Origin of the sequence: Pedobacter sp. (assembly GCF_965279535.1) — a bacterium.
Lineage (GTDB): Bacteria > Bacteroidota > Bacteroidia > Sphingobacteriales > Sphingobacteriaceae > Pedobacter.
On record NZ_OZ257244.1, the window covers coordinates 2,481,643 to 2,503,465 of the forward strand.

The window sequence follows — 21,823 nt, forward strand, 5'->3', positions numbered from 1 at the left end:
GTATAAACATCAGTTTTTCAGTCATCTAAATAAATTGCACGGAAATATATATCAAATAAGCATTTTCTTGATCACATAAACGTAGTAAACACGTTTAAAAACGCTTTAGTAGAGGTTAAAAATTGGCAACCTTTACAAAAAAAATACGTCTATCGCACCCATTTAAACGTTTTATTAAAAAATTTGAAATAAATTTTGAAAAGCATTTGCATTTTAGAAAAATTATCACCTATTTTACGGTGTACAAAGTACAAGAAGAAGACATGAATTTTAACACTTCAATTATTACAACAATTATTACAACCACCGGTATAAACCAGAGGGGCTAATTTGCTGTAAATTGATAAAACATAAAACAACAGAAAACGCCCCCGAAAATCGGGGGCGTTTTTTTTTAAACCCCAAACTCAATGAAAGTACTAAAATTCGGCGGCACATCCGTAGGTTCGGCCGAGAACATTAAAACGCTTTTACGCCTGGTTGGCGAAGAAAATTTACAACAAAAGCCGGTAGTTGTATTATCGGCAATGAGCGGTGTAACCAACCTCCTAACAGACGCAGCCGAAAAAGCTGAACGTGGTGAGGATTATGACAAGCACCTCAAAGAAATTGAGGACAAGCATTTTGCCGTTATACGCACGCTTTTACCTGCAGCCGCTCAAAACCCGGTGTTTACCCGCCTAAAAATCTTTTTTAACGAACTGGAAGACCTTTTACAGGCTGTTCACAATTTAAAAGAACTGAGCTTACAAACCAAAGATCAGATTTTAAGTTATGGTGAGCGTTGCTCAACATTTATGATCAGCCACATTGCCTCGCAACAATTTGCGGATGCTGTATATGTGAATGGATCCGAATTGATTAAAACTGACAGTAATTTCGGACAGGCCAAAGTAGATACCGCTTTAACTGAAATGCTGATCAAAAACTTTTATGCTGCAAATAAGGATAAAGTTCTATTTGTAACGGGTTTTATCTCCAGCAATGCCGCTGGCAGGATTACAACTTTGGGCCGGGGTGGATCTGATTATACCGCAGCCGTTTGGGGCGCAGCCTTAGACGCTGCTGAGATTGAAATCTGGACCGATGTAAACGGTATGATGACTGCCGATCCAAGGATGGTGAAAAAAGCATTTTCACTTCCGGAACTGAGCTATACCGAAGCTATGGAACTGAGCTATTTCGGAGCCAAGGTAATCTACCCCCCTACCATGATTCCGGCTTTTATGAAGAAAATTCCGATCGTGATCAAAAACACCTTCGAGCCCGAATTTGCCGGAACTTACATCAAAAGCGATGTTAAATCATCTAATCTCCCGATAAAAGGGATATCATCAATTGATCATATCAGCATTATCAACCTCACAGGTAGTGGTATGGTTGGGAAAGCTGGCTTTAGCGGCCGCTTATTCTCGCTTTTATCACGCGAACAGATTAATGTGGTATTAATCACCCAATCTTCATCAGAGCACAGCATCACTTTTGCGGTGAAGCCTTCTGATGCCGGACATGCAATAGCACTAATCAAAAAAGAATTTGAACTTGAACTGGATGCCAATAAACTGGCGCTACCTGAAGTTGAAAATAATCTGGCTGTACTTGCCATTGTAGGCGAAAATATGAAACGTACACCAGGTATGAGTGGTCGTCTATTTAGCGCATTGGGCAGAAACGGTATCAACGTTAGGGCCATAGCACAAGGTTCATCTGAATATAATATCTCGGTAATTATCAGTAAAGATGATTTATCTAAAGCCGTTAATGCGGTACATGATGCCTTTTTTACCGATTTAAAACGTACTTTAAATATATTCTGTTTAGGTACAGGAAACATAGGCAAAACCCTGTTCAACCAATTAAAAGAACAAATGCCGTTCCTTGCTGCCAATAACGATCTGCAGGTTAAAGTTGCCGGAATCTGCAATACCCGTAAAATGATTTTAAATGCTGATGGTTTATCTTTAGAAGATTGGGATAATGAATTAAACAACCATGGCGAGAAAGCAAACCTGGCTGGTTTCGTAGAGAAAATGAAAGCACTGAACCTGCCAAATGCAGTTTTTGTAGACAATACCGCCAGTGAGGCACCTATCTCCTTTTATCAAGGCATCTTTGAAAGTAGCATTTCAGTAGTAACCTGTAACAAAAAAGGTAACTCCGCAGATTATGAACAATACAGATCATTCAAAGATACTGCCCGCAAATTTGGTGTAGATTTCTACTACGAAACAAATGTAGGTGCAGGGCTTCCAATCATCCGTACCTTAAAAGAACTGATGATGAGTGGAGATAAAGTGGCCAGAATTGAAGCCATTCTATCAGGAACAATTTCGTATATCTTCAACAATTTTAAAGGAGATGCCGGATTTTACGAAACGGTTAAAGAAGCACAGGAATTGGGTTATACAGAACCAGATCCACGTGATGATTTGAATGGTAAGGATTTCATGCGTAAAATGCTTATCCTTGCCCGTGATGCAGGTTATCCTTTAGAAGCTGAAAACGTAAAAATCGACAATATCCTTCCTGAAGCCTGCCTTAAAGCGGCTTCCGTTGAAGACTTCTACAAAGAACTTCAGGCAAATGCCAGCTATTTCGAAGAACTAAAAAACAAGGCCGCAAGCGAAGGAAAAGTATTGCGCTACATTGGTAAACTCGAAAATGGAAATGTAGAAATCAGCCTCCAGATGGTTGATGATAGTCATCCATTCTTTATGCTTTCCGGAAGCGATAATATCATCTCTTTCACTACAGATCGATATAAATCACGTCCCTTAGTAGTAAAAGGTCCGGGTGCTGGCGCTGAAGTTACCGCAGCAGGTGTATTTGCAGATATTATAAATGTGGGAAGCTTAAGTTAAAAGCATAAAGTATCCAGACTATAGCCAAAAACTTCATCTCGATACTTAATTCTCAATTACTTGATACTTAATCCCCAATACTTGATAACAGATTAAATGAAAAATTATATAAAAGTTTTTGCCCCTGCAACCGTTGCCAACGTAGTTTGTGGCTTTGACGTACTCGGTTTTGCCGTAAATGAGCCCGGAGATGAGGTTGAAATGCGCCTTACCGATAAACCGGGTGTTACCATCAAAAGAATTACCGGAGATGACGGTAAATTGCCCTTAGACGCAGCAAAAAATACCGTAAGTGCCAGCGTTCAACATTATTTACAACACATTAATCGCCCTGATGTTGGTGTAGAAATTGAGCTTCACAAAAAAATGCCAATTGGCAGTGGTTTAGGTTCCAGTTCAGCCAGTACCGTTGCCGGTTTATTTGCCATTAACAAACTGATGGGTGATTTATTAACCGCTAAAGAATTGGTTCCTTTTGCTATGAAGGGTGAAGAACTGGCTTGCGGTTATGGTCACGCAGATAACGTTGCTCCCGCCATTATGGGTGGTTTTGTACTGGTTAGAAGCTATGATCCATTAGATGTGATTTCCTTACCTACTCCAGAAGGAATGTATGCAGCTATTGTATATCCGGAAGTAGATGTACCCACAAAAGATGCCCGTCAAATGATCCGCAGCAAGGTGTTTTTAAAAGATGCAGTAACCCAATGGGGAAACGTGGCCGGATTGGTTAGTGGATTATTTATGAAAGATTTCGATCTCATCGGAAGAAGCATGAAAGACGTACTGGTTGAACCAACCCGTTCTATCTTAATCCCTGGTTTTGAAGACCTGCGCAAACTGGCTATGGAAAATGGTGCCATTGGTTTCGGAATTTCCGGGTCGGGCCCTTCTGTTTTTGCTTTAGCCACAGACGAAGCAACAGCCAAAAAGATTACCAAAGCCCAACAGCAATATTTAAATAAATTGAACATTAACAGCAAAGCTTTCGTATCATCGGTTAATGCCGAAGGTCCGAGAGAAATTGAATAAGCCTGTAAAAAGGTTTGAGGTATCAGGTTCATGGTAAAATGTATAAAGCAACAAGCATAAAAAACCTTAAGTCCTAAACCTCAAACCCTAAACCCTAAACCTCCACATGAAATTATATTCAACCAACAATAAAGACTTACGCGTTTCCTTTAAAGAAGCCGTTTTTAACAGCATGCCTTTAGATAAAGGATTGTATATGCCCGTTGAAATTCCTCAATTAGACGCAGATTTCATTGAAAATATAGATCGGTATTCACTTCCGGAAATCGCTTACAAAGTAGCTTCTACCCTATTAAAGGATGAAATTCCTGCTGAGGATTTAAAAGCCTTAGTTGAGGAAGCCATTAATTTTAATGCACCGGCAGTAAAATTAGATGAAAAAACATTTGTACTCGAGTTGTTTCATGGTCCTTCGTTAGCATTTAAGGATTTTGGTGCCCGTTTTATGAGTCGGGTAATGGCTTACTTCCTCAAAGATGGAGAACAGCTTTTAGATGTACTGGTAGCCACTTCTGGCGATACTGGTGGCGCTGTAGCCCTGGGATTCTTAGGTGTACCCAATACCAGAGTTACCATCCTGTATCCTGAAGGAAAAGTAAGTCCGATACAAGAATTACAGTTAACCACCAACGGAGCCAATATCAGGGCCATTGAAGTAAAAGGCACTTTTGACGATTGCCAGGCCTTGGTTAAACAGGCTTTCGCAGATGAAGAATTGAATAAAAAATTCCGCTTGACCTCTGCAAACTCAATCAATATTTCCAGATTAATCCCGCAAACTTTTTATTATTTTAATACCTATGCCCAGTTAAAAAGGCAAGGATTAAATGATGTGGTTTTCTCTGTTCCAAGTGGTAACTTCGGTAATATTGGTGCTGGCTTACTGGCTTATAAAATGGGCTTGCCGGTAAAACAATTCATTGCGGCCACCAATGTGAACGATACCGTACCCCGTTACTTAGAAAACGGTGTTTATGAAACCAAACCATCTGTACAAACCTATGCAAACGCCATGGATGTTGGCGCACCGAGCAACTGGGTTCGCATCATGGATCTATTTAACCAGGATTTAGCCAAGCTAAAAGAAAAAGTGGTGGCTTACCGCTTTGATGACGAAGAAACGTTATCGGCTATTAAGGAAATTTATAAAAAATTCGATTATATCGCTTGTCCACATACAGCCATTGCTTATTTGGCTATTGATCAATATCGCAAAGATAACCCAGCGGATAAGAGTGCAGCCGTTTTCCTTTCTACCGCACATCCTTGTAAGTTTCCCGATATCTTCCCTAAAGATATGGCCAACGAAATCACTATTCCATCACAGGTAAAAGCTTTAGAAAACAAGCCTAAACATGCCGATAAACTGGGAGTAGATTTCCAGGGATTTAAAGATTACTTGTTGAGTAAATAAATGATTAAAATGCAAAAGCCTGGTCAAATTGACCAGGCTTTTGTGTTAAAGATCTAAGGCCAACCTGATTTGGTTAATGTAAGTTGTTCCTGAAACGATCTTGGTATTTCGATTGTCGCTCATTAAAATAATTAACCGGTTATTGAAATACTTTTTAATCTCCTGTATCTTATCGGTATTAATAATGTATGACCGCTGAACACGTAAAAAACCTGAGGGTAATTTTTCCTCCAACTCTGACAATGAAAGCTCAGTTAAAAACTGCTCGCCATTATCTGTATGAATAGTAACATAGCCTTGTTCAGCTAATAAATAGGTTATTTTACTCAGGCGTACCAAAAGTATTTTATCTTTTACTTTGATCGGAATTGCTGTAATCTCCTTTTTAGGTTGTAAACGATCAAAGAATTGCTTCAAACTATTAAAATCAACCAATTGTGGTGTACCATGAGCAACACTTTTCAGCTTTGCAATACATTTTGCAAATCTATCTGGCTCTATGGGTTTTAAAAGATAATCGATAGCATTCTCTTCAAAAGCTTTTATCGCATACTGCTCATAGGCCGTTGTAAACACCACCATAGGTTGATGCTTTAGCTGCAGTAACATACTAAAAGCTTCCATATCTGGCATCTGGATATCTAAAAATATTAAATCAGGTTTTAGCGAATCAATTAGTTCAATCGCTATCCTGCCATTTTCAGCTTCACCAATCACTTCAATCAGATCCAAATGATCATGGGTTAACTCCTTCATCATGAGCCTGGCAGGATATTCATCATCTACAATGATGGTTCTAAATTTCTTAATCATTACAATAATTTCTTATGGTCGCCAATGGATATGCAAACCTGCTTCGGATTATTTTCAAAAGCAATTTCATAACTTTCAGATGTTAGGAGATCCAGTTTATCATACAATGATTTTATGCCATAACCTGGGCTAAAGTCCTGATCAAAAGGTTTCCCATTATCGGCCACGCAGATTATAATTTCCTTTTCATGCTTACTTATAGAAATATTAACTTGTAAATGATCTATGCTCCCCCCATGCTTTACGGCATTTTCTACCAGGGGCTGAAGCAAGTGCCTTGGAATTAACTCTTCTTCCAAATCAGCAGGTACATTACAGCTATATTGCAACCTTTGCTCAAATCTGATTTTCTCGATCTCTAAATAAGTCAATACCATTTCCAGTTCTTCCTTAACACTTACATAATTACTTTCCTCTTTATTAATGTTGTACCTGAAAAGCTTAGAAAGTGCAATAGCCATGTTTCTAGTTTTAATACCATCAGATGCAGCTAAACCAGCAATTGAATTGAGGGCATTATACAAAAAATGAGGGTTTATTTTAGAGGAAAGCGCATCTAGTTGCGATTGTGAAAGCTGCTGCTGCAGCCTCGAAATTTGTAACTCTTTCTCCTGCATTTTCAGCCCCTTGTGATAGTGGTAATAATTATAAGCTACGAATGCCAGCGCACAGCCTGTAGGTCCTGGAATCCATACAGTTATGGAATAAATAATATTCCCGAACCCTCGAAAACTTATCTGGGTAATGCACATAGCCGACATCGTAATTACAAAAACAAATACAGCATCTGCCAGCATTATTTTGGAAATACTCCGCATTCGCTGTTTCCAAAATCTATTCACCCACAAATAAAACGTAAAAATTATAGCTACACTTATGGGAATCAGAATGATGTACTCTAAATCTCCAAACTCAAATTTAAAGTTGGTTTCATTCCCAAATCTTGTATGTTCTATAAACCTGGCAAAATTTTGTACTGCCTGCACAACAAGATACATGGCCGACACAATAAACCAGGAGACAAAAATATTCGTAAACCAGGTGTAACCTTTTATTCTAACGGGATACTTTTTAAACCTGTAAAAACTAAAGAGAAAAACGAGTGTATAAAAGAAAGAACTGAGCGTGCTCTCACTGAGTAAGTGATCCAGTCCACTAAGTATAAAATTACTGTTCATGAGATTTCAATTTATGGATTAATAATATCCAAATAGACATCCTTTAATCTTTTGATCCAATCAAAATTCTATGAACCTGAATATTCAGCCAGTAAACCTAGATCAGTTGGTTATCAGGCTACGAAAATAATATAAAAAAGAAAGGATGCTTAAAAACTTGTAGCAATTGCCCAAAGATTTTTAAACATCCTTAAAACTGGTTCGCCAACCAGGAACTAAAACTTATACCAGATCTTATTTTGCAGACCTGCTTTTTAAAGTACTGATTTCTCTTTTCAGTGCCTCAATCTGTTCTTGTTGTTCTTTTATGCTTCCTACCAAAAGCGGAATCAAGCGCTCGTAATCTACCGTAGCTACAGTTGCAGTTCTCAGTGCATTTTTACCTACCGAATAGCTTTTAGCATTTTGATTAACCAATTCAGGCATCACTTTCTGAACATCTGCGGCAACGAAACCCAGCTGCGGTGCAGCAGAAAGTTTCAATTTTTCAGCCCAAGCCTTATCATAACTGAAAGTTACCGGCTGCAGTTGCGAAACTACTGATACAGAATTATTTAATGGTTTTACGTTAGTTTGTGCCACTTCCTGTGCACTAATTTGTAATGATGCAGCTACTAAAAATGCTGCAAAAGAGAATGAAATTGCTCGTTTCATATGATATATTGATATATAAAATAGATAATAGCCCATCAATAATGATAGACTGTATGATTAATAAAATTTTAAAAGATGTTTAATATTACCCCAATAATGGAGGAGGTGTTAATACCTCAGGGAAATAGGATAGGATGAAGAAGTGCTCGGGAAGAGCAGGCTTTGTTTGCGGAACGATTTCCTGGTTTAAGCCTTCATAAGCCATAAATTGATGATCGAAATACTCCGTTTCTACCTTTTTTTCTTCTTTTTCGGTAGCATCATCATGAGCCATTACATATGTACTTTCAGGATTAAAATGGTAAAGATATGCTGTAATGCCTCCCACCTTAGCCAGCAAAGTAGCTACCAGGCAAATCATTAGCAGATATTTTAAGCCATTTAATTTCATCCTTGCAAATATAATGACTTAACAACTGAGCTGTGTTAAAGTTCTGCAAGAATTTGATTCATTTCAGCAATTACGGTTTCAACATCAGCTGAAGCTGTTCTCCAATTTACAAATGCAGCCCTGATACCCTTTTTACCTTTATATTGGGTAGCAGTCATAAAAACCTTTCCACTGGTATTAAGTTTTTGTAAAAATGGAGTAACTAATTGCTCATTTTGAAGCGTAAAGCAAACTGTATTTAATCGAACAGGTGCCAGAAGTGCTAAGGCCGGATGTTGTTCAATAAAGCTGGCAAAGGCTAGGCTGAGGGTTACACAATCTTCTATCAGCTCCTGATATCCCTTTTTTCCATAACTCATTAACGTAAACCATGCGGGCAGGGCTTTTAAGCGCCTGGAGTTTTCTGGCAAAAAATTGAGGTAACTGAAGTTATCTAATGGATTCCCCAGATAAGCGGCATTGGCATTCTGAAAGGACTCCATTTGCAGGAGCTGATGCTGTTCTTTAATTAAAAAGACCGCACTTTCATAGGGTACATTTAACCATTTATGGCAATCTACGGTTATGCTATCGGCATTTTCCCAACCCTTAACCAAATGCCGGTATTTTGGCGAACAGGCAGCAAAGCCACCAAAAGCAGCATCAATATGCCACCAGAAATTATATTCAGACCGAAGCGCATTAATGGCCTCAAAGTCGTCAAAATCAACAGTATTTACAGTGCCTGCGCTGGAGATGAGAATAAATGGCTCATTATTCAATTCCTCAATCTTTTTCTTCAGGTCGACCATATCTATGGCTTCACGGTTACCTTCTGCTACCTGAATGGTGATCACATTAGCACTTCCAATCCCCAGCATAGCCAAAGATTTTACAGATGAGGAATGTGGTGTAGCCGAGAGGACATGAATTTTCTCTGAAATTCCGTCTTTGGCAAAATCCTTACCTTTTTGTTTTCCAAACCACTGTCTGGCGACTGCCAAACAGGTAAAATTGGATAATGTTGCACCAGTTACAAATCCACCGAAATAATTGCGGGGTAAGTTAAAAAGCGAAATCAGTAACTGAATCGTTTCTAATTCAATTGTAGCAGAAACATCCCCAGCACCTTTGGCAGACTGTGTATTCTGATCATAAACTGTAGCAAGCCAGTCGCCGGCAATAGCAGCAGGTGTTGTTCCCCCTGTTACAAAGCCCCAATACCGCGGACCCGACGAGCCCACAATAACAGGTTCAAAACGTTGGTTAAATTGCTGTAGAGTTGCAACTGTACCTAGCCCCTCCTCCGTTAACACATTTACCTGATCAACGGTTGCATCAGTAGAAGTAGATCTATTGTGCAGGTCATCAAGATAATCTATTCCTTGCTGTTGAATAAGCTGAAGGATTTCATGCAATATCTGATTGTCTTTTTGGAGTTGTTGGTTCATGAATCAACGAAAAGAAGTTTAGAAAATAGCCTTGGCAATACGCTTGGTTTGTTCAGGTTTACCCATGGTATAAAAATGTAATACCGGAACGCCAAAATCCATTAATTCTTTACATTGCTTAATCATAAATTCAGTACCTGTTTCTCTGATATCTGCTGCTGTTTTGCAGTTTTCTACCGCATCACTTAAATCTTCAGGAATATCGATATGGAAAATTTTTGGTAGTGCAATGAGCTGTTTAGCAGTACTAATTGGTTTTAACCCCGGAATAATCGGCACGTTAATATCGTTTTCTCGGCATTTTTTCACGAAATCGAAATACTTTTGATTGTCAAAAAACATTTGCGTAACGATAAATTCAGCGCCCATATCCACTTTCTTTTTCAAATACTTAAAGTCGGCGTTGAGGTTAGGTGCTTCAAAATGTTTCTCCGGATACCCGGCCACACCAATACAGAAATCACTTTTAAAAGTTTCTACATCCTCATGAAGGAATTTTCCCTCATTATGGTTTTTAATGTGCTGAATGAGGTCTGTAGCATAAGCGTGTCCACCTTTGGTCGGTATAAACGCGGCATCGGCCTGACGTGCATCGCCACGTAAAGCTAAAACATTGTCGATACCCAAAAACTGCAAGTCAATTAACGCATTTTCTGTTTCCTCTTTGGTAAAACCACCACAAATTAAATGCGGTACAGCATCGATTTTATACTTGTGAATAATAGCCGCACAAATCGCTATTGTACCCGGACGTTTACGATAAGAAACCTTCTGTAACAATCCATTATCCTGTTCTTTATAAATATAATCTTCTCTCAATGAAGTCACATCTATAAAAGGTGGTTCAAACTCCAATAATGGATCAATAGCATCATATACCCATTGAATACTCTGTCCTTTAATTGGCGGCAACAGTTCAAATGAGAATAGGGTTTTGCCCTTTGCGTTTTTAATATGGTCTGTAATTTTCATATTTGGGTTACGTGTTATGGGTTCAAGGTTACGGGTTTGGGCTTACTTTACTAGTTGCTGATAATATTTTATGAACCCATTTAATAATTTTCTAGTCGTTTCTAATTTTAACAAAGTTGATTGTAATACCAAATCATCAATATATTTTTGGTCAAATGATATATATAATTGAGTTTCTAATTCATAAATAGAACCTCTTGCAATAAAAAAAAAACTGAATGCTCTCTTTTGGATAATTTCTACCACACCCCTCTGCTATATTTGAAGGGATAGATACTGCTGATCTTCGCATCTGACTGGCCAGGCCAAATACTTCATCCTTTGGAAATAGTTTGGTTGCAACGTATATAGCATTAGTTAAAGCTCTGGCTTCCTTCCAAACATCTAATTCTGTATACAACTTCTTTTCTTTCTCCATTAACCTTTAGTTTGGTTTATATATTTTAGGTTTAATATTCCTTTTCATCAGGCGATGGGTTTTCCCCGCAACTCACAACTCATAACCCACAACCCTAATATCCCCTTTCGTAAATCAGGCGATGGGTTTTCCCCCGCAACTCACAACCCGTAACCCACAACCCTAACATTCCATTTCATCAATCAGGCGATGGGTCTTCCCCCGCAACCCACAACTCATAACCCACAACCCTAATAGGCTAAATTCGGGCTCAACCATCGTTCCACCTCTTCAATCGGCATATTTTTACGGATGGCATAATCTTCAATCTGGTCTTTAGTGATTTTTCCCAAACCGAAATATCTTGAATCGGGATGAGCAAAGTAAAAGCCACTTACTGCTGCTGTAGGATACATGGCATAGCTTTCGGTTAAGCGCAAGCCAATTCTGTTTTCCGCATCAAGCAGGGCAAATAAAGTACCCTTTTCTGTATGCTCCGGACAAGCAGGATATCCTGGTGCCGGACGAATACCTGCATATTCTTCCTTGATCAATTCCTGATTGCTAAGGTTCTCATCTTTTGCGTAACCCCAGTATTCTTTACGTACACGCTCATGCATCCGCTCTGCAAAAGCTTCTGCTAAACGATCAGCCAGTGCCTTAGCCATAATGCTGTTATAATCGTCATGATTGGCTTCAAACTCCGCAACCAGCTCATCCACGCCTATACCTGTAGTTACTGCAAAACCACCAAAGTAATCCTGAATGCCGCTTTCTTTTGGCGCGATAAAATCTGATAGTGCATAATAAGGTTGACCATCTACTTTCTCTGCCTGCTGCCTCAGGGTGTGAATAGTCACGGGTTTAAGGTTTGAAAATTGGGGTTTGGCATCTCCCAACTCAGGACTATCAACGCTCAACTCTATGTCATCCCCCACCGAATTCGCCGGCCAAAATCCAATAACACCCTTAGCTGTAAATAATTTTTCGTCCAGTACACGCTTCAATAAAGTCTGTGCGTCATCAAAAAGTTTCTTCGCTTCTGAGCCTACATTTTTATCGTCGAATATTTTGGGGTAGCTTCCGCGAAGTTCCCAGGTATGGAAAAAAGGTGTCCAATCAATGTAAGGAACCAATTCTTCCAGGGGATAATCATCAAACACCTTGGTGCCTGTAAAAGCAGGCGTTGGCAGGTTTGGCTGAAAATCTATCTTAAATTTATTTTCCCGGGCCTCTTCAATCGTTTTAAAACGTTTATCAGAACGCTTATTCAAATGCGCCTCCCGGGCTTTATCATATTCTTCTTTAATCTGATTAATATAGGTATCACGGGTTTCGCCATTCATTAAAGTACTACAAACGGTAACACTTCGCGAAGCATCCAGCACATGAATTGCAGGGCCTGAATAACTAGGTGCAATTTTTACCGCGGCATGGATTCTGGAGGTTGTTGCACCACCCACTATTAAAGGAATGGTAAACCCTTCACGCTCCATTTCTTTGGCAAAATGAACCATTTCATCTAAAGATGGGGTAATTAATCCACTTAAACCGATGATATCAGCCTTAATTTCCTTTGCTTTTTTAATGATTTCCTGAGCCGGAACCATTACGCCCATGTCTATCACTTCAAAATTGTTGCAGGCTAAAACTACCCCAACAATATTTTTTCCAATATCGTGAACATCGCCTTTCACTGTTGCCAGTAAAATTCTTCCCGCAGAAGAGTTTTGATCCTGATCCGGATTGTCTAACTTTTCCTGCTCAATAAAAGGAAGCAGGTAAGCCACGGCCTTTTTCATTACTCGGGCAGATTTTACCACCTGCGGCAAGAACATTTTACCTGCTCCAAATAAATCCCCAACAATGTTCATCCCATCCATCAACGGACCTTCAATTACCTGGATAGGACGGGCGTATTTCTGTCGGGCTTCTTCTACATCACTATCTAAATGTTCAATTAAGCCTTTTACCAGCGAATGGGATAACCTTTCCTCTACTGTTCCTTTTCTCCATTCCTCATCCTTCACAATTTCTTTCCCTTTGGATTTTACGGTTTCTGCAAACTCTACCAGGCGTTCAGTAGCATCATCACGGCGGTTTAACAATACATCTTCCACCCTTTCCAATAATTCTGGTGGAATTTCCTGATAAACTTCCAACATCCCCGCATTTACAATTCCCATATCCAATCCTGCCTGGATGGCATGATAAAGAAAAGCCGAGTGCATGGCTTCGCGCACTACATTGTTTCCTCTAAATGAGAACGAGATATTAGAAACACCACCACTAACTTTCGCATGTGGCAGGTTTTGTTTAATCCAACGGGTAGCATTGATAAAATCGACAGCATAGTTATTATGTTCGTCTAATCCGGTTGCTACCGTTAATATATTTGGGTCGAAAATGATATCCTGCGGCGGAAAACCAACCTCATTCACCAGGATATCGTAACTTCTTTTACAAATTTCTATTCTGCGCTCGTAGTTATCGGCCTGCCCCTGCTCATCAAATGCCATAACCACTACCGCAGCACCATAAACCATAATCTTCTTAGCACTCTCTATAAACTTTTCTTCTCCTTCTTTTAAGGAAATAGAGTTTACAATACCTTTCCCCTGTAAACACTTCAAACCAGCCTCAATTACGCTCCATTTCGATGAATCGACCATGATCGGCAATTTAGCGATATCAGGTTCTGAAGCAATCAGGTTGAGGAATTTAGTCATGGCAGCTTCCGAATCCAACATTCCTTCGTCCATGTTCACATCAATTACCTGTGCACCACCTTCTACCTGTTGGCGGGCAACGGCAAGTGCAGCTTCATAATCTCCACTTAAAATTAATTTAGAGAATTTCGGAGAACCGGTGATGTTTGTTCTTTCACCAACGTTTACAAAAATACTTTCCGGAGTAATAGTTACAGGCTCCAGACCGCTCAAACGCATATTTGGAACAGGTGTAGGAATCTTTCTAGGGCTTGCTTTGCGTGCATTGGCTGCAATACAACCAATGTGATCAGGTGTAGTACCACAACAACCACCTACAATATTAACAAATCCGGAAGCTATAAAATCATCAACCAAATGCGCGGTTTCGTGAGGTTGCTCGTCATAAGCACCAAACTCGTTTGGTAAGCCTGCATTTGGGTAGGCAGAAACATAACACCCTGCTTTTGCGGCCAATTCTTCTATGTGCGGACGCATTTCTTTAGCGCCTAAAGCACAGTTAAAACCAATACTTAAAGGTTTTGCATGCACCACAGAGTTTAAAAAAGCCTCGGCTGTTTGCCCCGACAATGTACGGCCGGAAGCGTCGGTAATCGTTCCAGAGATCATAATCTCCAGTTTTTTACCCACTATCTCTTCATATTTTTTAATAGCGGCAATGGCCACTTTAGCATTTAAGGTATCAAAAATGGTTTCAATCAGGAGAATATCCGAACCACCATCCACCAAACCTCGAACTTGTTCATAGTAAGCATCAAAAAGTTCCTCGTAACTGATGGCCCTGAAACCAGGATCATTCACATCTGGCGATAAGGAAAGCGTGCGGTTAGTGGGTCCAACAGCTCCTGCAACAAAGCAAGCCCGATCTGGATTTTGCGCCATAAATTCGGTTGTAGCCGCTTTCGCAATACGTGCACCCTCAAAACTTAGCTCATAGCTCAGCTCTTCCATCTGGTAATCAGCCATAGAAATACGCTGTGTACTGAAAGTGTTGGTTTCGATAATATCAGCACCCGACTGCAGATATTCTAAATGAATCTGCTTAATAATATCCGGACGTGTAATATTAAGCAAATCGTTATTGCCTTTAACATCACAGGGGTGATCTTTAAAGCGCTCGCCTCTAAAATCTTCTTCCGTTAAAGTATAGCGCTGAATCATGGTACCCATAGCACCATCAATCACCAAAATACGTTTCTCTAATTCTTCTCTTATACCCATTTGTTGTTGTCTAGTAGTAAGTACTAGGTATCAAGTATCAAGACTGACTCACAGACTGAAAACTGATCAAAAAAGATCCTATTATAAGAACCTCGTCTTGATACTTGATACTGTATACCCGATACTTAAAAAAGCTTATTTAAAAAGTTGGCACATGATCGTACTTCCTAAACTTATCTTTCCCCGAATAAATCGGGATAGAATTTAGCACCTTGTTGGCACAGGTTGCTAAGACTTCGTTGGGTCTAATCCCTCCGTCTTTCTTAATAAGCATACAAAAATGCAACAAAGCAACATCATTTCCAAAAATTATCGCCCTGCTGCCAAATAAAATTACAAAGGCCATGCAAAATTGCACAGCCTTAAAGAATATTGTTCGGTTTGAACAGAAAATTGTAAACCGTTATTTCTATTTTCTACTTCCGAAAATACGAAGTAAGAAAAGGAAGATATTTAAGAAATCAAGATATAGTGATAGTGCAGCAACGATAGCCATCTTTTTAGAATCTACCTGTAATACCTGCTCACCACTCGCTTCAATTCCTTCGCCAATTCTTTTAATTTTTTGTACATCATAAGCTGTTAATGCAGTAAAGATTGCAATACCAATAAATGCCATAAACAAACTAAATTGTTCACTTTGGATAAACATATTGATTACGCTTGCAATTACCAATGCTATAACGCCCACCATTAAAATCGGACCGAATTTACTCAAATCAATGTTGGTTGTGTAACCCATAAAGGCCATAATTCCGAAGATTAAGGCAGCGCCACCAAAGCAGCTTACTACCGAACCTGAGGTATAAGTTAATAAGATAAAGCTTAGACTAATACCTGTTAATACGGCATAGAGCACGAAAACGCCGATCAGTGCTGGCAATGATAATCTGCTTAAACCAAAGCCCATCAATAACACTAAGCCTAGCGGTGCAAACATAGCGATATATCCAAAAATAGACATTCCTACTTTTCCTGTTGATGGATTAACGGTAAGTAAGTATTGCATTAAACTTTCACTAGTGCCAAATAAATAGGCCGCTACAGTAGAAAGACTTAAGGCAACAAACATCCAGGTAAAAACGTGTGCAAAGAATTTCTTAGAAACGCTGCCTTCCTGAACAAAAACACTGTTGTCCTGATATTGATAATTTTGTTGTTCCATTGTTATTTTGTGTATTTATGAATATAAAAATAAGTTTTTAATTTAATCTTTTTGTCAGCTGTTCTTCAACTTTCTTAAAGAACTGTAGTGGTTTTAGTGTTCTCCAGGGCAGATTATCCAATTCACCACCGAAGTTAATGTAATAATCGATATTATTATCACGAAATTCGCGAATCACATGCTCCTGAAAGTTAACGCCAACAATCCATCCCTCTTCTACTTCCTGAAACCATTCTTCATAGTAACTGTCATCAGAAGCATGAAAGTTCAGCACATTTTCACCAATCAGGATAAATTTATTTATTCCCTCATCCATCATCAGCTCCAGAATATCCCGCTTCAACATCATAATATCATTATTGATGGCATCATTCCACTCGCCAATAAATTCTATAATGGCATAAGCACGATCATAATCAGCAAATAATACCTTCATGTAAAGTGTATTTGAGCCAAACTCATCCCACTGCGGGTGTAATAAGAAGTTATAAATCTGTTTATCAAAATATAACTCCGAATATTCGGTATTGTAAAATGGAGAACGTTCGTCTTCTGCTGAAATGTATTCATCTCTCCATTGGTAGTAAGGCTCAATCTCGTGCATCAGTTCATTTTTTTTCCTGGCCCAAATTACAGCGGTATCCGAAGCCAAAAGTCCTTATCTTTAAAATTAATGTGGCGCCTGATGGCCTGCTTCTACTGCTTTACGCACGCTTCCATAACGGCTAAGCAAATCGGCAGCCTCATCGTAGCCAATATTTAGTTCATCGGCAACCATAAGTGTACCCCGATCTACTAACTTATGATTGGTTAACTGCATATCAACCATTTTATTACCTACCACACGGCCCAATTGAACCATTACTGTGGTGCTCAGCATGTTTAAAACCAGCTTTTGCGCTGTACCAGATTTCATCCGGGTAGATCCCGTTATAAACTCGGGGCCTACAACCACCTCAACAGGAAAATCAGATTCTGCAGCTATTGGCCCACCCGTATTACATACGATGCAACCCGTTAAAACACCGTGTTTACGTGCAGTATTCAATCCGCCAATTACGTAAGGTGTTGTACCTGAAGCCGCAAGACCTACCAAACAATCTTTTTCATTGATTTCAAATTCCATCAAATCTTTCCAGGCTTGTTCCTCATCATCTTCGGCAAACTCTACAGCTTTTCTAATCGCGGTATCGCCACCAGCAATGATTCCTACAACCCAATCAAAAGGTACGCCATAAGTTGGTGGACATTCAGAAGCATCTACCACACCTAACCTCCCGCTCGTTCCGGCACCGATATAAAATAACCTGCCACCCTTTTTCATTCTTTCGGCAACTGCCGAAGTTAACTTCTCTATCTGAGGCAAACATTTCTCAACCGCATATGCAACCGTTTTATCCTCATTATTAATGCCTTGCAAAACCTCCATTACCGACATTTTCTCAATGTGGTTATAGTGCGATTCCGACTCGGTAACTCTATTCATAAATTTAATTTTGATAAAATTCGGTAAATTCTTTCTAAAACCTTGCTTAAAAATTCAAAAATATGAAGCAAAATGAAGATTTGTATCAGGCGTAAAAAAGTTACCGTAAAATAATGTAAACAAAATGTATGAAAATAAGGTTAAAAAAATACATCAACCCGCTAATTTTCATAAATTTGCAGTAACGCTAATGAAAAAGAACACCCGCTATAATCTCCTCATCGCCTTAAGTTATTCCATCGTTTTAATTGCAGGAATGATCTTGGGTATTAAATTCATCAAGGATCAGGGATTTGGTGTACAGAGAAGTCCGCAATTGGCTAATGGAAACTCCGACAAATTAGACGAAATACTCCACATCATCAATAAAAATTATGTAGATGAAATCAATACAGATTCACTACATAACTTACCTATTGACAGCGTTTTACATCAATTAGATCCACATAGTGTATACCTCCCGCCCACCGATGCGCAGGACATGACCGATAACCTCGAAGGAAATTTTGAAGGTGTTGGCATAGAATATTATATGCTCAATGATACCATGATGGTAACTGGCGTAGTTAAAGACGGACCGGCTTATCAGGCAGGAATAAAACTGGGCGACAAAATATTGAGTATAGACTCGACAATGGTAAGTGGCAGACAGTTGCCGAAAGATCAGCTAACCGGAAGATTTAGGGGGAAATCCGGAACAGGTGTAGGCGTTGTACTGCTCCACAATGGCAGCACACAGCCCAACCGCATCATGGTAACGCGAGGTAAAGTGAATATCAGTAGCATTGATGCCGCTTACATGATCAACAATGAAACAGGATATGTAAGAATCAGTAAATTCGGTGCCAACACCGATAGCGATTTCACAGCTGCAGCTGCCAGTTTGAAAGCAAGGGGCATGAAGAAACTCATTCTCGATTTGCGGGACAATGGCGGAGGGTATTTTACCGCTGCAACCGGCCTCGCAGATCAGTTTTTACCCGAAAATAAGTTGATTGTTTATACCCAGGGTAAACACGAGCCAAGAACCGATTATTTTTCTACCGGAACAGGCGCCTTCCAAAATGGCAAACTCGCTATCCTGATTAATGAAAACACCGCCTCAGCCAGTGAGATCGTTGCCGGTGCCATTCAGGATTTAGGACGGGGTATTATTGTTGGCCGCAGATCTTTTGGCAAAGGACTGGTGCAGGAACAATTTGCCTTTAACGATGGCTCAGCCTTAAATTTAACCATCGCAAGATATTACACACCTTCTGGTCGCAGTATCCAAAAATCTTACAAAAAAGGATATGATGCTTATAAACACGAACTCGATGAGCGAATGATGGATGGTGAGTTAACGGGAGACAGAACATCTTTTAAAGATTCTATTGAAAAAGCAGAAGGTGTAAATGTAAATGTTTCAAAAAGGGGAAAAACCGTAGGCGGTATACAACCGGATGTTTTTGTTAAACTGGATACTACCGGCTATAATAGATTTTATAGCAACCTGGTGAGCAAAAAAGTCCTCTCAGACTACGTTTTTAATATTTTAACCTTTAGATACAGTGCTTCATTTGTAGAGCAGAATATCAATACATTCAACATCAGTGATAACGATTTTAAGGATTTCATCGGCTTTATGCAACGCAGAAATGTTCCCATAGATCGTTTTCAACTATATAGTGCCAAAGCAATCATTTTAAACGACCTGAAGGCGTTACTTTGCCGTTACTACCTTGGAGATGTTGGCTATTACAAGGCTGCGAACCAAAGCGATAACGCTGTAAAACAGGCGCTGGCTAATCTACAATAAGCTAATTTTCAATAAAGAGAAAACAATTTACTACCCCTTAATTGTTTCCTATCAAATGCTATTGATATGAAAATTATTATTGTTGGGGCTACCGGAACATTAGGCAAAAAAGTAGCAGATGCCTTTGCCCAAAAACATGAAGTTATACGCGTAGGCCACACCCGTGGAGATTTTCAAGTGGACATTACCGATGAATCTTCCATAAAAAAAATGTTCGATCAAATTGGGCCTTTCGACGCCCTGATCAGTACTACGGGTAAAGGTCCTTTTGCAAAAATACAGCAAATGACCGGTGATAACATGAAGAAAGGCTTACTGGATAAATTATTGGGCCAGATTAACCTGGTACTCATCGGACAGCATTACATTAATCCATCGGGCTCATTTAGCCTAACATCCGGTATTCTTGCCGATCATCCCGTAGCCGCCGGCGCTGCATTGAGTACCATTAATGGCGGACTTAATTCTTTTATTGTGGCTGCAGCAGCTGAGCTATCCAACCATGTACGAATAAATGCGATTAGCCCCAATGTAGTGGAAGATTCTCCGGCTTACTTTGACTCCTTTCCCGGAGAAACTCCGGTTAGTATGAACAAAGTAGTTAAAGCCTTTGAAAAAAGTGTATTAGGAATTATTACAGGACAAGTAATTAAAGTATACTAAAATTGGAAAATTTTAAGTGATTGGATGAATACCAGTATAATCTAATACTTATCTACCTATAAGTATATACGGATTTTGTTCGGGGTTAGTTCGGACTTATGACGGAGATGAGAGGCCGTAACCCGACCGAAATCCGGCGAATAGCCGTTTTAAATTTATTAATTGGGTTTAATCAGTAGAGATAATACCTGGTTTGATATTTATAGAATAGATTTAAAGACAAAACTATAAACAAGTAAAAACACTTTTTTTTATTGGTATAATATTTTTAGTTTCCGGTAAAACACTAATTTTATTTAAGTTAACGCCCATTTATGATAGAGACCGACCGTTTAATCCTCAGACCCTTAACCCATAAGCAGCTTTTAAAATACGTTAAGGATGATCATTCCCTTGAAAAAGAATTCAACCTGCTTCCCATGAAGAAAAATATCTCTCCTGAACTTCAGGAAGCTTTAAAATATAGTATCCTTCCCAACGTTTCTGATAAAGACAAGGATTATCTGTATCATACCCTATGGACGATCATTTCCAAACCCGACCATAGCATGGTTGGCGATATTTGTTTTGTAGGCGAGCCCGATCAGAATGGTGAAATCGAGATTGGCTATGGCACTTACGAAGAATTTAGAGATAAAGGATTTATGACAGAAGCAGTAGGCAGAATAATTCAATGGGCCAAAGAGCAGCCCAATGTCAAATCGGTATTCGCCTCTACAACTAAAGATAATGTTCCTTCCTATTCTGTATTGGAGAAGAACGGCTTTATTCATGTTGGGGAGGTAGACGATATGCTCAGCTGGCAACTTAAATTTTAAAATTATATATGCGATTTATTTTCTCCCTATTATTTTGCGCCATTATCAGCCCGGCGATTGCACAAACAAACCCGTTAAAAATCAGTCACTTAAAGGGTGATCTTTATGTGTATACTACTTATAATGATTACAAAGGGAATTTAACAGATGCTAATGCGATGTATTTGGTTACCAATAATGGTGTTGTTGTAATTGATGCGCCCTGGGATCCGAAACAGTTTCAGCCTTTTTTAGATAGCATTGAAGCGAAGCACCAGCAGAAAGTAGTACTGGCCATTGCGACCCATTCACACGCAGACAGAGCAGGTGGTTTAGCCTTTTTTAAAAGCAAGGGCATAAAAACCTATACCACTAAATTAACGGATCAGATCCTGAAGGCGAATAACGAGCCCAGGGCCGAAAATACTTTTGATAAGGATACCACCTTTACTGTGGGGCAGTATAAAATCAATACTTATTATCCAGGAGCAGGTCATACCAAAGACAACATCCTCATTTGGTTCGAAAAAGATCAGGTACTCTTTGGGGGTTGTTTTGTTAAAAGTACAGAGGCTTCGAATTTAGGCAACATAACAGAATCGAATTTAAAGGCCTGGCCTGGCAATATCCAAAAGACAAAAAAGAAATATCCCAATACAAAATTTGTGGTTACCGGCCACCAGGCCTGGGGAAACAGGGAATCACTGGAGCATACTTTAAAGTTGCTGCAATAAATAGATATCGTAGTTGTTTTACCAGCGAGCACGGCTTATATGGTTCAAAAAATAAGGCGCCTTCTTCCACCATGTAAGACATTTAAGT

Annotated in this window: 19 protein-coding genes and 1 riboswitch; of the genes, 7 read left to right on the forward strand and 12 right to left on the reverse strand. The window is 39.3% G+C overall.

The window, feature by feature from the left end:
* The first annotated feature begins 410 nt into the window (after positions 1–410).
* The 3 genes from thrA (at position 411) to thrC (ending at position 5,307) form a co-directional block, all read left to right on the forward strand.
* A complete protein-coding gene (gene thrA / locus ACQY77_RS09830) occupies positions 411–2,861 on the forward strand; it encodes a bifunctional aspartate kinase/homoserine dehydrogenase I (protein ID WP_421942316.1) in 2,451 nt (816 codons plus the stop codon).
* A gap of 96 nt (positions 2,862–2,957) precedes the next feature.
* Positions 2,958–3,893, forward strand: coding sequence for a homoserine kinase (locus ACQY77_RS09835; protein ID WP_421942315.1), 936 nt, complete (start codon positions 2,958–2,960; stop codon positions 3,891–3,893).
* A 106-nt stretch (positions 3,894–3,999) separates the two neighbouring features.
* The gene (gene thrC / locus ACQY77_RS09840; RefSeq protein WP_421942314.1) at positions 4,000–5,307 is read left to right on the forward strand and encodes a threonine synthase; all 1,308 of its coding nucleotides are present in this window, start codon (positions 4,000–4,002) and stop codon (positions 5,305–5,307) included.
* Between the two features lie 45 nt (positions 5,308–5,352).
* On the opposite strand, the gene ACQY77_RS09845 is transcribed toward thrC, so the two are convergent.
* The 12 genes from ACQY77_RS09845 to murQ form a co-directional block, all read right to left on the reverse strand.
* The gene (locus ACQY77_RS09845) at positions 5,353–6,120 is read right to left on the reverse strand and encodes a LytR/AlgR family response regulator transcription factor (protein ID WP_421942313.1); all 768 of its coding nucleotides are present in this window, start codon (positions 6,118–6,120) and stop codon (positions 5,353–5,355) included.
* Positions 6,120–7,298, reverse strand: coding sequence for a sensor histidine kinase (locus ACQY77_RS09850; RefSeq protein WP_421942312.1), 1,179 nt, complete (start codon positions 7,296–7,298; stop codon positions 6,120–6,122). Before ACQY77_RS09850 ends, ACQY77_RS09845 begins: the two co-directional genes overlap by 1 nt.
* A 234-nt stretch (positions 7,299–7,532) precedes the next feature.
* Positions 7,533–7,952, reverse strand: a complete 420-nt coding sequence (locus ACQY77_RS09855) for a tail fiber domain-containing protein (protein ID WP_421942311.1) — start codon at positions 7,950–7,952, stop codon at positions 7,533–7,535.
* A gap of 85 nt (positions 7,953–8,037) precedes the next feature.
* Positions 8,038–8,343, reverse strand: coding sequence for a hypothetical protein (locus tag ACQY77_RS09860; protein WP_421942310.1), 306 nt, complete (start codon positions 8,341–8,343; stop codon positions 8,038–8,040).
* Between the two features lie 35 nt (positions 8,344–8,378).
* A complete protein-coding gene (locus ACQY77_RS09865) occupies positions 8,379–9,773 on the reverse strand; it encodes a pyridoxal phosphate-dependent decarboxylase family protein (protein WP_421942309.1) in 1,395 nt (464 codons plus the stop codon).
* 18 nt (positions 9,774–9,791) lie between these two features.
* Complete coding sequence (metF, locus tag ACQY77_RS09870) at positions 9,792–10,745, reverse strand: methylenetetrahydrofolate reductase [NAD(P)H] (RefSeq protein ID WP_421942308.1); 954 nt, start codon at positions 10,743–10,745, stop codon at positions 9,792–9,794.
* 42 nt (positions 10,746–10,787) lie between these two features.
* Positions 10,788–10,991 (reverse strand): four helix bundle protein, encoded by a 204-nt coding sequence (locus ACQY77_RS09875; RefSeq protein ID WP_421942307.1) that lies wholly within the window; start codon positions 10,989–10,991, stop codon positions 10,788–10,790.
* Positions 10,927–11,163 carry a four helix bundle protein gene (locus ACQY77_RS09880; protein ID WP_421942306.1) on the reverse strand — a complete coding sequence of 79 codons (237 nt, stop codon included), beginning with the start codon at positions 11,161–11,163 and terminating at the stop codon, positions 10,927–10,929. Before ACQY77_RS09880 ends, ACQY77_RS09875 begins: the two co-directional genes overlap by 65 nt.
* 230 nt (positions 11,164–11,393) lie before the next feature.
* Entirely contained in the window at positions 11,394–15,092 is a 3,699-nt protein-coding gene (metH, locus tag ACQY77_RS09885; protein ID WP_421942305.1) for a methionine synthase, read from the reverse strand.
* A 170-nt stretch (positions 15,093–15,262) separates the two neighbouring features.
* A riboswitch (SAM riboswitch) is annotated at positions 15,263–15,365 on the reverse strand.
* A 136-nt stretch (positions 15,366–15,501) separates the two neighbouring features.
* A complete protein-coding gene (locus ACQY77_RS09890; RefSeq protein WP_421942304.1) occupies positions 15,502–16,257 on the reverse strand; it encodes a Bax inhibitor-1/YccA family protein in 756 nt (251 codons plus the stop codon).
* A 37-nt stretch (positions 16,258–16,294) separates the two neighbouring features.
* Positions 16,295–16,861, reverse strand: a complete 567-nt coding sequence (locus ACQY77_RS09895) for a hypothetical protein (RefSeq protein WP_421942303.1) — start codon at positions 16,859–16,861, stop codon at positions 16,295–16,297.
* A 66-nt stretch (positions 16,862–16,927) separates the two neighbouring features.
* Positions 16,928–17,743: an N-acetylmuramic acid 6-phosphate etherase gene (gene murQ / locus ACQY77_RS09900; protein ID WP_421942302.1), complete on the reverse strand. Its 816-nt coding sequence runs from the start codon at positions 17,741–17,743 to the stop codon at positions 16,928–16,930.
* Positions 17,744–17,933: 190 nt separating this feature from the next.
* Here murQ and ACQY77_RS09905 point away from each other — a divergent pair, with 190 nt between their 5' ends.
* From ACQY77_RS09905 to blaB1PEDO, 4 genes are all read left to right on the forward strand, one after another.
* The gene (locus tag ACQY77_RS09905; protein ID WP_421942301.1) at positions 17,934–19,541 is read left to right on the forward strand and encodes a S41 family peptidase; all 1,608 of its coding nucleotides are present in this window, start codon (positions 17,934–17,936) and stop codon (positions 19,539–19,541) included.
* A gap of 66 nt (positions 19,542–19,607) precedes the next feature.
* Positions 19,608–20,204 carry a short chain dehydrogenase gene (locus tag ACQY77_RS09910; protein WP_421942300.1) on the forward strand — a complete coding sequence of 199 codons (597 nt, stop codon included), beginning with the start codon at positions 19,608–19,610 and terminating at the stop codon, positions 20,202–20,204.
* A 314-nt stretch (positions 20,205–20,518) separates the two neighbouring features.
* Positions 20,519–21,022 carry a GNAT family N-acetyltransferase gene (locus ACQY77_RS09915; RefSeq protein WP_421942299.1) on the forward strand — a complete coding sequence of 168 codons (504 nt, stop codon included), beginning with the start codon at positions 20,519–20,521 and terminating at the stop codon, positions 21,020–21,022.
* An 8-nt stretch (positions 21,023–21,030) separates the two neighbouring features.
* Entirely contained in the window at positions 21,031–21,735 is a 705-nt protein-coding gene (gene blaB1PEDO / locus ACQY77_RS09920; protein ID WP_421942298.1) for a PEDO-3 family subclass B1 metallo-beta-lactamase, read from the forward strand.
* Positions 21,736–21,823 lie beyond the last annotated feature (88 nt).

Coding starts and splice junctions, on each gene's coding strand:
- blaB1PEDO (WP_421942298.1), top strand. CDS start 21,031: ATGCGATTTATTTTCTCCCTATTATTTTGCGCCATTATCAGCCCGGCG.
- ACQY77_RS09905 (WP_421942301.1), top strand. CDS start 17,934: ATGAAAAAGAACACCCGCTATAATCTCCTCATCGCCTTAAGTTATTCC.
- ACQY77_RS09915 (WP_421942299.1), top strand. CDS start 20,519: ATGATAGAGACCGACCGTTTAATCCTCAGACCCTTAACCCATAAGCAG.
- ACQY77_RS09895 (WP_421942303.1), bottom strand. CDS start 16,861: ATGCACGAGATTGAGCCTTACTACCAATGGAGAGATGAATACATTTCA.
- ACQY77_RS09865 (WP_421942309.1), bottom strand. CDS start 9,773: ATGAACCAACAACTCCAAAAAGACAATCAGATATTGCATGAAATCCTT.
- ACQY77_RS09880 (WP_421942306.1), bottom strand. CDS start 11,163: ATGGAGAAAGAAAAGAAGTTGTATACAGAATTAGATGTTTGGAAGGAA.
- ACQY77_RS09860 (WP_421942310.1), bottom strand. CDS start 8,343: ATGAAATTAAATGGCTTAAAATATCTGCTAATGATTTGCCTGGTAGCT.
- ACQY77_RS09890 (WP_421942304.1), bottom strand. CDS start 16,257: ATGGAACAACAAAATTATCAATATCAGGACAACAGTGTTTTTGTTCAG.
- thrA (WP_421942316.1), top strand. CDS start 411: ATGAAAGTACTAAAATTCGGCGGCACATCCGTAGGTTCGGCCGAGAAC.
- ACQY77_RS09845 (WP_421942313.1), bottom strand. CDS start 6,120: ATGATTAAGAAATTTAGAACCATCATTGTAGATGATGAATATCCTGCC.
- ACQY77_RS09910 (WP_421942300.1), top strand. CDS start 19,608: ATGAAAATTATTATTGTTGGGGCTACCGGAACATTAGGCAAAAAAGTA.
- murQ (WP_421942302.1), bottom strand. CDS start 17,743: ATGAATAGAGTTACCGAGTCGGAATCGCACTATAACCACATTGAGAAA.
- ACQY77_RS09850 (WP_421942312.1), bottom strand. CDS start 7,298: ATGAACAGTAATTTTATACTTAGTGGACTGGATCACTTACTCAGTGAG.
- metF (WP_421942308.1), bottom strand. CDS start 10,745: ATGAAAATTACAGACCATATTAAAAACGCAAAGGGCAAAACCCTATTC.
- metH (WP_421942305.1), bottom strand. CDS start 15,092: ATGGGTATAAGAGAAGAATTAGAGAAACGTATTTTGGTGATTGATGGT.
- ACQY77_RS09855 (WP_421942311.1), bottom strand. CDS start 7,952: ATGAAACGAGCAATTTCATTCTCTTTTGCAGCATTTTTAGTAGCTGCA.
- ACQY77_RS09835 (WP_421942315.1), top strand. CDS start 2,958: ATGAAAAATTATATAAAAGTTTTTGCCCCTGCAACCGTTGCCAACGTA.
- thrC (WP_421942314.1), top strand. CDS start 4,000: ATGAAATTATATTCAACCAACAATAAAGACTTACGCGTTTCCTTTAAA.